Below are 15,476 nucleotides of genomic sequence, written 5' to 3'. Positions count from 1 at the left end.
GGGGGCCCCCCCCGCCGCAGGCCGCCATGACGAACGCCGCGGCCGCCATCGCACAGGAGGTGGAGGAGGGCCACAACACGGGCGGCCACGTCGGTGCCGGGATCGTCGCCGGGGGGCTCGCGGCCGCGGAGGCGAACGACGTCGACGGTGAGACGTTCGTCGACGCGTGTGCGAAGGCCTACGAGGTCTGCGTGCGCCTCGAACGGGCGATATTCGCGATGAAAACCCGGATGAACGACGCGATCCCCTGGCTGGTCCGGAACCCGCACTCGGCGTGGACGACGGTCGGGCCGGCGGTGACGAGCGCGCTCTGTCTGGACGCGACCAACGAGGAGCTGCGCGAGACGTTCCGGATCGCGGCGAACCTCGCGGTGGTCTCGATGCACGACCCGTACGCTGAGGGGCCGACGGCCCGGAACTTCACCGCGGGCTTTTCCGCGCAGGTCGGCGTGACCGCAGCGCTCACGGCGATGGCGGGGGTCGAGGGATCGGAGGCGGCCATCGAGGCGGTGTACGACCCCTTCGAGGAGTTGCTTCCGGAGGGGTTCACGAGCCAGTTCGAGACACTCGGAGAGGAGTGGGCGGTCGCGGAACACTACGTCAAGCCCTATCCCTCCTGCCGGTACACCCACCCGCCGCTCGACGCGCTCCGCGAGGCGATAGACGGACGAGACGTCGATCCGAGCGCCGTCGAGTCGATCACGGTCCGAACGTTCGCCAACGCGACCGACATGGCACACGCCGCGCCGGAGACGTTGACCGCCGGGAAGTTCTCCGCGCCCTACGTGCTGGCGACGTACCTCTGTCGGGGCGGCGTCGAACTCGACCACTTCACCCCGGCGGCGCTGGCCGACGAGACGGTCAGGGGCGTGGCCGCGCGCGTCGACCTGCGCGTCGACGACGGGTATGAGGCGGCCTTCCCCGAGTCGTGGGGCGCGAGCGTCGCAGTCGAACTGCGTGACGGGACCACGCTACGCGGCGCCCGCGAGTACCCCCGCGGCGACTACCGAGACCCGATGCCCGAAGCGGCGTACCGAGAGCGGAACCGAAGGCTGCTGGCGCACGGGCTCGGTGCGGGCGAGACCGGCGACGACGAGCGCGTCGACGCGGCGCTCAACGCCCTCGACGCCGTGGCGGAGCGACCGGTTCGGTCGACGATCGACGCGCTCAGCCTGTAAAGCAGAACGAACGTTCTGGCAGGCAGAACAGACGCGACAGATACATTACCCACCCGAGCGATCGGCTATGTATGACACGCGACGACACACCAAACGCGGCGTCGGTCGGAGCAACAGAACGGTCGTTCAGCATTATCGAACAATTGGGCGAACGCGGCGGGTGTGGGGTCTCGGAGCTGGCGGAGTCGCTATCGATATCGAAGAGCACGGTACACAACCACCTCCAGACGCTCCGGAGTCTGGGGTACGTCGTACAGGACGGCGACGAGTACCGGCTCGGGCTCCAGTTCCTCGGGCTCGGCGACCGCGCTCGCCAACATCACGATCTGTACTACGTCGCCAAACCCGAGACGGACAGCTTGGTCGAGGCGGTCGGGGAGCGCGCGCAGGTGATGGTCGAGGACGACGGCGTCGGTATCTACATCTACCAGTCGCTGGCTGACCAGGCGGTGCGGACGGACTCACACATCGGAACCGTCGTCGACCTCCACGCCACGTCGGTCGGGAAGGCATACCTCGCATACCTCCCTGACGACCGCTTAGACGAGTTTCTGGAGGCGATCAGCTTCACGGAGCAGACGCCAGACACGCTGACCGAGGTCGAATCGCTCCGGGCCGAACTCGACGATATCGCAGAGCGCGGGTACGCGTTCAACGACGAGGAGCGAACCGTGGGGATGCGCGCGGTGGGCGCGCCGATCCTTTCCGCGGACGACGACCGCGTCCTCGGCGCCATCAGCGTCTCGGGACCGACGACCCGGATGAAAGGGACGTGGTACCGCGAGGAGGTCCCCGAGATGGTGACACAGTCCGCACAGATCATCGGAATTCGGGCGACATATTCGTAGTGATTCGGGAGAGCAGAATGACTGTTCGATTAGCTGTCTCTGCGGGCGTCGACATCGCATCGAGCGTTCGAAAGGCATGCTATTACAGTCGTACATATGTAATGGATTGAATTACCCGTGTCATGGAAACCGACGATGTAAAGTTCGTTGCTGAGGGGCGGGTGTTGACTGTTTTTCGCAGTAATCTATCATCTTAAAGTATTATATTAAAATACAACATAAACAGATGATGATGGCGCTGTATCCCCGCCCTGCTCCGCTCTTTTCAGTCGTTCCGTTGAGGGTGGGGGCTTAGCGCCTATATCCAGCGAAATGACAGAGACGCAGGCTCACACCTCGTCGGACGTCGGGTCGCTCGCACAGCCGCATCCCCCCCGGCGGATAAGTTCGCTCACCGGGGCGTCGGTCCCGCAGTTCTGACAGACGGCCCGTACATCGATGAGGATGTCGTAGTCGGCGCGGTCCAGTTCGTCCGCGTTCGCGAGCGCGGTCAGCGCCGACTCCGCCACCGCTGACATCCGGCCCTGAAGCTTCTCGACGGTCTCGACCTTCCTCTTAGCGATGTCCTCGCTCGCGTCGGGGAGGCTCGCCTCGCGCTCCTGTGTGAGGTACGTGTGGATCGCTTGGTGGGTGACGAAGTCACTGGTGACCTCGTCAACGTCGACGCCCTCACGCTCCAGGCGTCGACGCGCCCGCGTCGCCGACGAGCCAGAGTCGCCGCGGACCGCTTCGTATGTACTCGATACGTCGACTGAGAGCGACGAGACGCCGACCTCGCCGAGGGCCGCCCGCAACACGGCCTCGTTGAACTCGTCGGCGAGGTCGCGCAGACTCGTCCGCTCACCCGATTCGCCGGTCCACGCCGCCTCCAAGTTCGCGCCCATCCCGTCGAGGTCGTACGCTCGGATCACCCGCCCCACCTTCGTGTTCACGCCGCTCGCTGCCGTGGTCATAGTGGTAGTTCGACGCGAAGGGTTACAAAAACATCGGTGAGCCGACGCGAGATCCGAGACCGACGAGGCTCGCCAAAATAACAATCCATTTATAATCACACATAATTTTGTAGTTGTGCGTGCGGTCAAGAAGTCGCGGAATCGACGACGAGCAAGTTTGAAGATGTTTTAAAAGGCTGTTTCGGCCGTCAGTCGATCTGTTCGATGTAGTCGTGCTCGTCGGGTAGGGCGGCGGTGTCGCCCGGCAGCAGCGCGGCAACGAGGTAGTCGGCGTGGGTCTGGAAGTAGTCGACGACGCGCGCGATCCGGTCAGTGTCGATCGCTTCAAGCGAGTCGAGTAGAATGAACGGGACCGTCTGGTGAACGTCGTGGACGAGATAGCCCGCGAGCGCGAACACGAGCCCCGCCACCTCGCGTTCGCTCTCGGAGAGGTGGTCGACCGTGTCCTCGTAGGCCGTCCCGTCGGGCGACGAGCGGACGATGTGGAGGTCGAACCGGGTCCGCGTGACCTTGCGGCGCCCCTCGCGGACCTCAGTCTCCCGGCGCTCGATCCAGATCCGGTCGAGGTTGTCGTACTCTAAGATGTCGAGCACCGTCTCCATGTGGTCATTGAATCCATCGACTGCGTCCTCCTCGATGCGGTCGACGCGCGTCCGCAGCTCGGTGATCCGCTCGGCCAGCTCCTCGCGTTCGGCCTTCAGGTCCTCGCGACGCTCGATCGCCGCCTCACGGTCGTCAATCTCGTCGTCGATCTCGTCGATCTCGTCTTCGAGCCGCTCGATCCGGAGCTCGATCCCGTTCGCCTCGCGGTGGAACTCTAACGCCTCGTCGTAGCCGTCGACGTCGATCGACTCGGCCTCCTCCTCTAGCTCCTCGATCTCCGCTTCCTTCGACTCGATCCGGTCTTCTAAGTCCGCGATCCGCGACTCGGTCGACTCGATCTCCGTCCTGACTGCGTCGAGCCGCTCCTCGGCGCGCTCAATCTCGCGTTGGGCCTGCTGGATCGACGACTGTCGGTCGGTGAGATCCTGGATCTCCGTGCGGATCTCGTTGCGCTCGTCGAGCTTGTCGGAGCGGAGTTCCCGCAGCCGGTCGAGAGTCGCCTCGATCTGCTCGGTCTCGACCTCGGACCCACAGGTCCAACAGACTGTCCGATCGCCCCCGGTCAGCGCGGCGGTCGGGTCGTCCCCGGTCGTCCCCTCGTCGACGTCAAAATCGATCTCCGAGTCGCCCACCATGTCCTCGTTGAAGCTAATGACGCTGCCGAGCTCGTTGATATCGTCGTCGAGCGAGCGCTTCCGGCTGCGCAGCTCGTCGATGCGGCCAGCCAACCGGTCCGCGTTCCCGTCGGGTTCCTCGGCCGCCTCGACCGTCTCTCGGAGCTCCTCGCGCTCCGCGTTCAGCTCCGAGAGCGTCGAGCGCTCGGTCTCGAGGTCGAACTCGAGGTCGTCGAGTTCGGACCGGGCGTCCCGGACCCGCTGGAACGCCTCCTCCATCTCTTGTTTGCGCGTTTGGCTCTTCTCGACGCCGGCGTCGAGCTCGTCGAGCTTCTCGCGGACCGATTCGAGCTCCACTTCTGCCTCTTCGAGCTCTTTGGTCTTCTCGCTGCGATCGGCTTCAAGACCGGGGAGATCGCGTTCGAGGCTGTCGAGCTGCTCAATTTCGGACTCCAGGTCGTCGCGCTCGCGCTTGCACTCGCGGATCTCCGCGTCGATCGCGTCGGTGTCGATCGGGCGCATGATGACCTCGCGGAGGTCGTCGCCGCGCGCGACGGCCCGCCGCGCTTCGTTGTCCTCCAAGAGGAACGCGAACAGGTCGGCCAGTTCCGGGTCGTCGAGGTAGGGATCGCCGCCGTACGAGACGGAGTCGCCGCGGCGCCGTAGCGTTCGGGTGTACGTATCGTCACCGAGTTCCAGGGTCACCTCTCCCTCCTCGGCGTCGCCCTTCAGCGAGCTCTGGCGGCTGCCAAGTCCGGCCATCAGCGCCTGTAGGAAGGAGGTCCGGTTCGTCGCGTTCCGTCCGGTGAGAACCGAAACGCCGTCGGAAAGCGTCACCGACGCCTCGTCGATGCCGCCGATATTGCGGACATCGACGCGAAGGGAGTGCTTCGGAAGTTGAGCCATTAGTTTGCTCAGAGAACGACACTCATGGTGTTAAATCTGGCTTTCGGCCGAGTGGTCGGCCGCGCGTCGCCCGGGGCTGCCGGCGGGAGGCGCAATTTTGATAGAGGTAGCCGAGCCGCAGGTGGTACGAGCGACCTGCCGGGATGTCGTCGACCCGGCGACACTCGCCGGGGGCGAGGTCGAGATCGTCGATGGCGCGTTGGTGGTCGTCGTGGCGAGGCTCGAAGCTGTCGGCGTCAGTGGGTGTCGTGTCGAACATAACGGTTTGTCGGGCCACCCCCTCGGGGGAAACCCTCGTCTCCGGCTGGGAGGAATAATGTCGACGACGACGGTGGTCGATCGGGGCGAGGCTGTCGTCGTAGCGCAAAAAAAGAGGCCGGCCGGCTGGATATCCTCACCCAGCGACGTAGACATCCCCGAAGCCGCAGTCGGGGCAGTCCACTTCGTAGTCGGGAGCCCGCTGTTCGTCCGCGGTGACCTCAAGCTGTGTGTCGCAGTCGGGACACGGGAGATCGAGACTGCCGACCGGCGTCGGGTCGGCGATGTCGATCGTGTCGTCGGCGTCGGTGCTGTTCATGATCAGAGTGCCTCGGTCTCAACGGTGAAGTCGTCAGGCGAGAGCTCCACGTCGTCGACGAGGTCGGCCACGATCTCGGCGGCCGCCTCGATAGCCTCCTTGACGTCGAACCCGAGCGTGGCCTCGATGACCTCGCCGTTGTGGACGGCGGTCGCGACGACCGGCTGCTGGGTGTAGACGATCAGGTCTTCCTCGAGCGACTGGTACGGGCCCGCCGAGACGAACTGGCGGGCACACTCGAGCGAGCAGAAGCCGACCGTCCCGTAGTCAGCAACCATCCCACGGGCGTCACACCCGAGGAGGAGTTTCAACTGGTCGTCGACATCGTCGTGACAACCCTCACAGGCACACTCGATGTCGTCGTCAAGGGTAGTCGTCAGGTCAAACTCGGACTGAGGCGTCGAACCGCGAAGCGTTTCGGTCATAGTCGGTTGGTCGGGTCACCCCCTCGGGGGAAACCCTCACCGCTGGCGGGAGGCAAAAATGTTGTCAGCAGAAGCGAGGTCAAGACTCGGCCGTAGCCGGTGTCTCCGACACCGTGCTGAACGGTGGGTTAGTAGTTACTGCTAACGTCACAACCAGCCGTCCCATTGGGGCCAACATGAGTGGGGAGTCACAGAGAGTTTCCCCCACTGGTTGTCCCCCGAGATCGACCCCAAACAAACCCGACTGATCGACCGTCTCCACTACAGGCTGGTTGCGGTTCCGTCATCTGCCGCAACAAACCCACCAGCCACCGGGCTGTAGCAAGGGAGTCTCGACCCCCGCTGAGAAGCCGGTCAGAGGACCCGGCGTTTGCAGTCACTACAGGCGACGTCACCACCCCCGAGACGGGTGGCCGACTTACTCGAACAGAAGTCACACCCCTCCGATCCACTCCGGGCATTCATCGACATGAGGGCGGCGAAGACGATGCCGACGAGCAGGGCGATTGCGGTGCCGAACGACGCGGTGAAAACGACGAGTGCGAGAAGCGTATTCATCTTGGGAAACCTCACCGCTGGCCCGACCGAAATAATGCTATCACTGGGTTGGGGCCTGCCGCCACTCCGTCCGGATTCAGACGGTGTCGTCTCACCGTGTTGAGACAGAACGAGGCCCCACCGAAGGTGGGTGGCTCGTGGACGCCATTCTGTATACCAGATCGCTGAAAGATTCCCGGTGGGGATACTGGCGATGACTCCCGCCAAGAGGGAGTCGTCGAGGTGGGGGCAACCCACCCAACAGAACAGTGACCAGCTGTCCTCGAGGCGTGTCGGTCGCGACCACTGTTGGTGGGGTGGACCCGACACCGTTCGGTCCCCGTCGGCTGTCAGGCTCGAAGCGGTCGCCTGCCGTGTCTGTGGTGGTGGCGTTCCGTCGCTGGTGACGGCCGACGGCGTCGTAGTCAGAATACTGAGAGGTCTACCTCGCTGTGGATCCTGATCGTCGACACGGGCCAAGCGAATGCGGCGTCCAAAGCGGCGACTGGTCGCCGCGTCTGTGGTGTTGATCAGAGGCGGTGTCGATGCCGATTGGTGACCACGTCGTGACCTCGGTCGGGAGACGCCGCGAGTCGAGATCGGCGAGTCGAGTCGCATCGACAAGCCCACCCGGATGAGGGGATCAGCAGAGTCGGTCACCGACGTCGGAGGTGAAAATCCCGCCGGGGTCGAAGCCGTTCCACACGGCGTGTGATCGTGGCGATGGTGACAGCCGGTCGGCGTCTGAGGTAGGGCCGACTGTCGGCTGACGCATCAGGTTCCTGAAACAGTGACCAGAGCCACGACTCGGCGGTGAGAGACTGGTCGACAGCCGATGTGTTGAGGGAGTCTCTCGTCTGTGGATCGGACGGCGTGTCGACGGCAGTCGACTGGTCCCCAAGGGGACTGTCCCGGTGGTGGTCATCGACCGTCAGGAGATGGGAAGTCTACCGAGACGATCGCGGTCGTCGAGACGACGAGTCGTGTTGCGTCCGGGGTCCACCTGACCCGTGGGGAAGTGTGCTGAGGCTATTTCGAGATTCTGAGAGGATTCGTGAGTCACACAGTGTTGGTGAGGCGGTGGTAGTGCCGACCGCCGTGTAGTGGTGTCCCCGTCTTGCTGGCCGACTGCCTTCTGCGGTCAGTCTCGATCGTGGTGGTCAACCAGCTGGTGATGCTTCTGTCTGAGACCCTGTCTCTTCATGTCCCCTTCAGGGGACTGCTGGGGTGATCCCGGTTGCCTGCTGTATCAGGCATCTTACTCTTGGCCCTTGGGCCTGAACACCCCCACCCAGAGGGGGTATTACCCGGTATATCACAGACGTACCGGGTCAAATTGGGGGTGTTCTGAGAAGGTGAAAATAAGTCGGTCTCGGAAACCGGCTGAAACGGCTTTCTAGAACACGCTCAGGTATGCGAGCGAGTCATATTTGATTGAGCAGTGATTTTGGAGTGGAGACCCCCGGATAGGCCTTGCCTTCATGCGGTTTTGATTTGATATCCGAGGGGGTGCTGAGAGTGGACTGAAAACGGGCAGATTCACCCCCCGTATGATTATTTTCACTAAAATTGCCGGGTGTGTCGAAAATGTGGTACTTATATGCGAAATAAACTCTGGTAGGTTCTCGGTTGACCCCCCGGATACCCCACTACGTCATGCGGTTTTGATTTCATATCCGGGGGGTGTTTGAGTGACCTTGCTACCCCCGGATACTCCGCTACGTGTGGTTATTTTCAAAAAATCGAATTTGGCTAAATTCCGAGACATAAAAGAGAAAATAACAGGCGATCGGGGATCTGCTGTGAGTTAGAGAATACAGGGCCTTTTCGAGACAAAATAGGCTTGAGTTCTGCTTCTGTGGCACCCCCCAGATACCCGGTTACGTCTTGCGGTTTTGATTCCATATCCGGGGGTGATATTCGGTGGTCAGACCTGAGTTGGACACCAGCTGAGTCAATGTCAGTAACCTCACCAGCGGGTTGAATAGTTTAGTGTGGAATATGGCGCAAAGATAGTGAGTCAGTCACCTGCTCATCTCGGGCTTTGCGCGACGATTGGTATCGAAACGTCCAGCGAGAAGGCGTAGTTGACTCTGATGAGAGACATACTATCGTACACCTAATCCACAATCAGGAACCTGTCAAGTAGCCCCCGTCGGAGCAACCGAATCGTGCAGTGAGAACGGAGCCGGGAGGAAGTTCCCTAGTCGTCCATCGAGAACTTCCCTTCGAGTTCAGCGAGGGTTTCGCCCTCGTCTGTGAGCTCAATACCGAACCACGTCCGAACCTGCTTTCCGCCTTCGACACTGGGCCGACCTTCCTTCAGTTCGACGTCGACTTGCGCTTTTAGCGGCCCAGTGAACGCACCCGGCGCGTACTCTTGGATCGCCACATCATCCACCGACATATCAGTACTGTTACGGATGTGCCGGAGGCAGATTTGCGCCCACGAATTGAACGCATCGCGGAGTTCGGCCTTCGGAACGAACACCGTCTCGTCGGTGTCGGTCGTGATCGTCTCGTCTTCCGTGTTGGTGTAACGACGGAGGAACTGCTTCAGTGGGTCGGGCATGTCGTCCCCGATGAGCGGCTGGCCATACTTGCGGTGGATGCTGTCGAACGCAACGTCTTCTGTGTCGACCGAAGGCGTCGTCGAACTACTCTCGTCTCCGCCCGAGTCACCACCGGATCCACTACTGTCCGCGAGGCGTGCGGGCGTGTATCCTGTCGTGTCCTCGATATCTTTGAGAACTGGGAAGTACACATCATCCGGGAGCTTGAGGTTGCGCTTCCCGGCTTTGTTCCTGCCCGGCGAGTCGGCATTCTGTTCGTCCGAATCACTGTCGGAATCATCGCTACCCCCGCCGAATTGTTCGAGGTCCTCAGGCTCGCAATAATCATGCTCGATCGCGTATCCCACAAGCCCCTTCAGCGGGATAGGCGTGTGCTCTGGAACGAGGTTGTTCTGGCGAGCGTAGGTCCACAGATGGAGGTACTCTAAATCATCGAGATTCTGACCACTCGCGGAATCCTTCGGGTCGCGCTTGCCCATGTCACAGAGCGCAAAGTGTTGGAAGTTATAGAGCGCTTCCCGCTTGTGACAGTAGGCAGTTTCGTCGTCGATCACCACGAAGTAGTTCTCCGATTCACCGAAGTGACCGAAGGGGTTTTTCCCACGGGATCCGGGCGTGAGTCCAAGGTCGCGCAGGTCGAGGTTCCAGAGGGGGTTGTGGCTCCCAGTGAGCTCGCGATAGTCGCCCTGTTCGATTCGGTCTTCGATCTCCTGTGGGTCGATATCCATCGCGGTGCTGGCGTCGTTCACCAGCCCCCCAATGTTGCCCGTCGCGGCGGGGTGTTGTGACGGGTGGATTGTGGGGATGAAACCGAACAGCGAGAGGGGTGGATACACCGCGTTTTGTTCAGGCACAGGATCGAGAACATTACCCTCGCCGCGAAGCGTGCTCGCGTCGCCAACAGGCCACCTGTGAGCGGCCGTCAGCGCCCCCGTGTCAGCGTCGGGATCAGCCGGGATGATGTGGGGGTCACGAACGGGCATATTTACGCCCGTTTCTGTCCGGTCGATCGCCCCGACAGTCTGGGGGAGGTCGTGGGCGGTGGGGTAGCCAAGCGACGTCGGATCCATTCCGGTTGGGTACTCGCCAACTGGGTCCGACCGGTCGGCGAGCGCCCGCATCCACGCAGGGGCCGTGGCCGGTCCATCACTCCCGTCGTCGGCGGGTGTCGGGCCATTCCCCATCGTCAGTCGAAGCGCCCATTCAGCCGGCGGCGTGAGCGCGAGCCAGCCCTCTTGGAGGAAGTCGTCAAGGTCGCGCTTCTCATCGCCAAACTGCGGCAGCTCTAAGAGCCATACATTGGTTCCACCGTAGTCAGTGTGGGTTGGCTCTTCGTCGGGCGTCAGTGCCGTCTGTCCGTCCGCGTCGGCGCTCGCAGTAGTCTCGTCTGTCTCGGTGTCGACGTCGATCATACCGAGCCGCGTCGCGACTTTCTCCCAGAGCTCGTGATCATCCTCGTTGGGGTCGGCGTCGCCCTCGAGGACTTCCTCGCGATACACCTCGGCGGCGGCTTGGACCGTCCCCGTGAACGTATCGTCCGGCGACGGTGTATGCGTGTCCAGCACCCGGCCCATGTTGACGGCGCTATCCACGCCGGGCCCGTACTGGTGAATCTCGATGACCTCGCTGATCGGGCCCTTCCCGTGGAATTCGCCTTCGGACTCCAACAGGTGAACCGGGACTTCCTCGGCCGTGACGGGCGTCTGCTCCTCTGCGTCGACGTCGGCGTCAGCCGGCGGCGCGACGCGAATGTCCTGATCGTCGAGTTTGTCTTGGAGCGTCCCGTCGCGAGCGGCCTCGAGAACCAGCTTCCGGGTGAACATCTCGTCGCCGGGGAACTCGCCGGTACAGAACAACTCGCGGATGTTCATGTCGCGTTCACACTCGCGCTCGTCGTGGTCCCGGTCTTCCTCCGCAAGGACGACCCGCTTCGGCGGGTCCGAATCTTGGAGGAAGTACACGTCGGGGATCTCCCGGCGCTTGATGATCTCCGCGAGTACGTCGCGGTGCTTCATTTTGAACGACTTCGTGACCGGGGAGATGCACGGGATGCCGTGGGCGTGAGCGGTAATCGCGTCGGCCATCCCCTCCGTGATTGCGAGGGGTTCGCCCTCGACAATGGTCTCCCGGCCGTAGATCGGCTCGTCGGCGATAGTGTAGTTCTTCGTCGTCGCGAGCTTGGCGTACTTCCCCCCGGTGAAGTCGTCGGTGTGGGTGCCGTCTTCGGTGTCGAAGTCCGGCCGCCGCCCGATGAAGAAGGCCACCTTGCCGTCCTCGTCGTAGTACGGGAAGATGTACCGCGCCCGGAAGAGACACGAGAGGTCGGCGGGATCGTCAGGATTGTCTATCGTGGTGTAATCGACGTATTCCTCGCCCTCTTCGTTCTCGCCGTAGGCGTCGTTTGGCTTCGTGAACAGCCCGGTCGCGACCATCGTGTGGTGGCTAAAGCCCTGCTCTTCGAGGTGGAAGAAGAGTTCCTTGCCGAAGGCGGGTGCCCACCCGAGCTGCTTGTCATCGACGAGGTCGTCGCTCCAGCCCCGGTGGTCAGCGCCGAGATACTGGTAGGGTTGCTCGTCGGCGGCGAAGTCCTCGGGCTCGGCAATGCGTTCAGCGGCGTCTTCCGTGGACTGGATGCCGGCGGTCTGTGCGTCCTCGTTCGGCGGCATCGCGTCAGCAGCGTCGGGATCCTGCTCAACAGGGTACGCCGGGTCGGGCTCGTCAAGTGTGGTGAAGTATTCCCGCGGTGTCTCGGGCTTCCGGTAGCCCACTTCGAACGCCCGTTCTTCGTTCCACGTGACATTCTGGTCGATCGTCGTATCCAGCTGGCTGTGGAAGAAGCGGGCGGCTTCCTCGAGGCAGGCTTGGACTGCGCCGAGGTCCGGCGTGGGGCTCAGCCGGAGGTCGGTAGGGTCGGCGTCGACGAGTGTGCTGTTAGGCTCGGCACGCGGCTCGCCGGGTGCGGTTTGTCCTGTGGGGCGTGTGTCGTCGGCGTCGCTCTCTGCGTCGGCTGCGCCGGCTGCGGGCGGCTCTGTCTCGCCGTCGTCCGGGTCGGTGTCGCTCCCAGCGTCAGTCTCGGCGCCGTCGTCGCTCCCAGCGTTCGTCTCGGCGTCGGACGTAGTGTCTGCGTCGTCCTGACTCCCGGCCTCGCTGTGCGCGCCTGTGCGCCCGCCTGAGCCATTCCGACTCTCGGACGGGGCGTTGGTCGTCTCGGTGTCGGTTGTGTCTTCCTCGCGTGTGCTGGCCGTGTCTGGCTCGTCGCTCTCACCGTTCGCGTCCGTGGGCGTGGGGGATGCATCTTCGCTGTCGTCCGTGGCGGGTGTCTCTCCCCCACCGTCCGGGCCGTCGTCGGTATCATCGGAACCGTCGCCGTCGGAACTGTCGTCGGAGTCCGAGCCGTCTCCACCTACGGGATACGCATCCCGGTCGAACGCTGCGGCGTCGATTTCCGGCCCTTTCTCGTCGCGAGGTGTATTGATCTTGAACTGCCCCGTCTCGTCGTCACGGTACACCGCGCCGTGCTCACAAGCCGCCTCAATGGTTGCTTCTTCTTGTTCTTGGGTGAGATCGTGTGCGTCCCAGAGAGCAAGGGTCAGAGCCTGTTCGTTGAACGGGGTGTGCGGTTGGTTACCCGCAGTGGTCAGTACCTCATCCCAGAACGTCGGGATCGCCCGTTCACCGAGGGCGAGTTGCTTTCCGTCTTCTTCGATGACGCCGGCCTCGACACCCGCGCCAATAGCGGCCCGTGCCATCGGCTCCTTGAATTCGTATTCCCGCTTGAGCGCGATTACTGCCATCGAGACACTGGCACTCGCGTCATGGTCATTCCCAAGAGCATCCCACACAGGCACCCAACTATCCCGACGCTGCATCTCGGCTATTTCGTCTTCGCCAAGGTAATCGCGAGGAGAATCTCGCGGCCCCGGCAGACGGAGCGCATCTTCATCAACCACTACGAGTTTGTTCGTCGCAAGTCCGATCCGGATTGCGTCCGCAGCCTGCGTATCACGGACGCCAGTCCCGTACCGAAGCGCACCGGGGAGGTTATCCCGGAAGATGGCCTCCGTCTCGTTCAGGTTCGCCGAATCCCACACGTCCTGCCAGAAGGCGGCGTCGGTGGGGTCTTTCGCGCCGAATTTGTCGGCAACCGCATCGGAGTCGATTTCGATATCGTCTGGCGAGCTGTCCTCGTCGATTGCGTCGCTGTTGGCGATGTAGTAGGTACTCAAGTTTGTCATGGCGGCTGCGTGACTGAACGTCACGGCGTCAATCGGGCTCGTCTCGTCGGCGCCCGCGTCATCGTTAAGGATGTCGACCGGCCCATCCGTATCGCTGTCGGCACCGAACGGGTCGTCTTCATCCACGGTCGTCTCGACACTGGGAGACGGCTCCTCGTCAGGCGTGTCGGCGTTGTCCGTGGCCGGTGTGTCGCCCTCATCCGCGGCTGCGTCGTCATCGTGTATCCCGACCGGGTCGCGGTTGTTGCCCTCAATATCAAGGGCGGTCATCTCGCGGTATATCGGCAACTGCTCATCGGGGACGATCGGCTCAAACGCATCCGGTGGGGCCTCGTGGGTTACATTCGCTCCGGGTTTGGAACCGACCCCACTCACGTCGCTATCCCGACTCGGCATCTTGCTCGGGATGAGCCGTTCCGGAATGGGGACGGCTTCGCGTGAGAACCCGGCACGCTCTATGTGTATCTCTTCGTCCTCGGTATCGCTCGTGTCTGGTTCGTCTTCCGTGTCCTGCTCAACCCTTGCTTCTTCGGGAACTTGCTCAATACTCGTGTACGTCTCGGTGGGTGAGTCTCCCTCGGTGTCAGGAGAATCGGCCTCGACAGGTGCTTGAGTATCCGATTCGCTCGTGGGTTGTTCAGCGGGCGAAAGGAATTCGGGGAGAGCCGTTTGGACAATGTCCCAGTCCTCCTCCGTCGGTATCTCTTCGAACTCCCGCTCGGGGACGAACGGCTCGTAAACCAGTTGCCAGTCCTCGCGAAGGTCGCCGAGTGTCGGGTAGCGTTGGACCTCGCCGCCGGGGTAGACCACCCACTCGTTGTTGTGGGTGTCATAGCGGCACCACACGTCGAACGCGTTCGTTGACCCGAAGCCCTCGTCCATCCGGAGCGACCCCTTCTTGGCGCCATCAGCCATGCCGTCGTACAGCTGAATCTCGTCGTCGTGGGTATTGACCCACACCGCTTGCTTGCCCTTCCTGATGAGCGCGTGCTTCCGCTCACCGTCTGTGGGTGTCCCCAACTCAAGGAAGTCGGTCTTATTGTAGTACAGCGGCATCGGGTCGCGCTCTGTAAGATCACCTGCGTCTTCTGCGTCCTCGTTGGGGCGCATCCGAAGGTGCCCACGGATGAGCTTCGGGTCTGTGAGAATGTGGTTGACGCGAGCAGCAAGCTCAGCACTTTTCTCACCACCCTCCTCCGGAGTGACGAACATAACCCGCCGGTCACTACGAACCGACCGGGCGAGGTTCTGGAGCGTCCGGGCTGGCTTCTTGTAGGTTGAGGTCTCTGCTTCGATAGTGATCGCACCGCCCCCAGAGAGGTCTGCGGCGATTGGGTAGTCCTTCTTGAACTGCTCAAGCAAACGCGAGGCCCGCTTTGTATCCACAGTCCCCTCAATCGGCGGGTAGGCAACTGCGTCCGGTAAGCTCACTTCGTGGTCCTGCCGGACGACGGTGACTTCCATCCCGATAGCCGACAGCATCACGAACGACCGGCGAATCACTTCGTTGTGCTTCTCTGTCTCGGGCCGCCAATCTTCATCAGCCNNGCCGCCAATCTTCATCAGCCTGCTCAAGAACCGACCGAATCCCTTTGTCCGTGATCGACAGTTCCGTCTCCGGGTCGGTGATCCGAACCTGTCCTGTCGGCGTCCCGCCCGTCCCCCGGACGCTGGTTTCCTCTTCTTCATCCTCGGGGTCGGCCAGCTCAACATACGCCTCATCGACGAGGATTCCGTCAGGCAGCTCCTCGAAGTCCGTCGACGTCCGGCGGTGGAACCCCTCGTTTGCGGCCTCGACACTCACCGAGAGTGTGTCGTCGCCGTCCATCTCCGGCGGGTCGATATTCAACGCCGGGGCGGGCTCAAGCGTCTCGTATGCGCCGGGGAGCGTATCGAGTGCGTTCTGTCGGATCTGTTCAGCCCACACTGCCTCAAGGAAGCACTTCGTCAAGTCGTGTTCGCCCCCAAGGTGCATCAGGGCGTGTTCCGACTCGTCGAGGTTCTGCTCGAGCGCGTCGACGCCGTAC

Annotated in this window: 8 protein-coding genes; 2 read left to right on the top strand and 6 right to left on the bottom strand. The window is 62.5% G+C overall.

What is annotated here, in order from left to right:
- Both Z052_RS07880 and Z052_RS07875 read left to right on the top strand, forming a co-directional pair.
- A partial coding sequence (locus Z052_RS07880) for an MmgE/PrpD family protein (RefSeq protein WP_099288955.1) occupies positions 1-1,178 on the top strand: 1,178 nt, incomplete at its 5' end.
- Between the two features lie 71 nt (positions 1,179-1,249).
- Complete coding sequence (locus Z052_RS07875) at positions 1,250-2,026, top strand: IclR family transcriptional regulator (RefSeq protein ID WP_094521096.1); 777 nt, start codon at positions 1,250-1,252, stop codon at positions 2,024-2,026.
- Positions 2,027-2,355: 329 nt separating this feature from the next.
- Here the strand turns inward: Z052_RS07875 and rdfA are convergent, their stop codons facing one another.
- The 6 genes from rdfA to Z052_RS07850 all read right to left on the bottom strand — a co-directional run bounded on the left by rdfA (position 2,356) and on the right by Z052_RS07850 (position 6,662).
- The gene (rdfA, locus tag Z052_RS07870) at positions 2,356-2,979 is read right to left on the bottom strand and encodes a rod-determining factor RdfA (protein WP_094521095.1); all 624 of its coding nucleotides are present in this window, start codon (positions 2,977-2,979) and stop codon (positions 2,356-2,358) included.
- Between the two features lie 188 nt (positions 2,980-3,167).
- Positions 3,168-5,102 carry an archaea-specific SMC-related protein gene (locus tag Z052_RS07865; protein WP_094521094.1) on the bottom strand — a complete coding sequence of 645 codons (1,935 nt, stop codon included), beginning with the start codon at positions 5,100-5,102 and terminating at the stop codon, positions 3,168-3,170.
- A gap of 22 nt (positions 5,103-5,124) precedes the next feature.
- Positions 5,125-5,361, bottom strand: a complete 237-nt coding sequence (locus Z052_RS19745; protein WP_141212106.1) for a hypothetical protein — start codon at positions 5,359-5,361, stop codon at positions 5,125-5,127.
- A 135-nt stretch (positions 5,362-5,496) separates the two neighbouring features.
- A complete protein-coding gene (locus Z052_RS07860; RefSeq protein ID WP_094521093.1) occupies positions 5,497-5,679 on the bottom strand; it encodes a hypothetical protein in 183 nt (60 codons plus the stop codon).
- 2 nt (positions 5,680-5,681) lie between these two features.
- Complete coding sequence (locus Z052_RS07855) at positions 5,682-6,104, bottom strand: hypothetical protein (RefSeq protein ID WP_094521092.1); 423 nt, start codon at positions 6,102-6,104, stop codon at positions 5,682-5,684.
- Between the two features lie 354 nt (positions 6,105-6,458).
- Positions 6,459-6,662: a hypothetical protein gene (locus Z052_RS07850; RefSeq protein ID WP_094521091.1), complete on the bottom strand. Its 204-nt coding sequence runs from the start codon at positions 6,660-6,662 to the stop codon at positions 6,459-6,461.
- Positions 6,663-15,476: the final 8,814 nt, after the last annotated feature.

Source organism: Halorubrum sp. C191, assembly GCF_002727095.1.
Taxonomy (GTDB): domain Archaea; phylum Halobacteriota; class Halobacteria; order Halobacteriales; family Haloferacaceae; genus Halorubrum; species Halorubrum ezzemoulense.
This window is presented reverse-complemented; position numbering and strand designations above follow the sequence as displayed.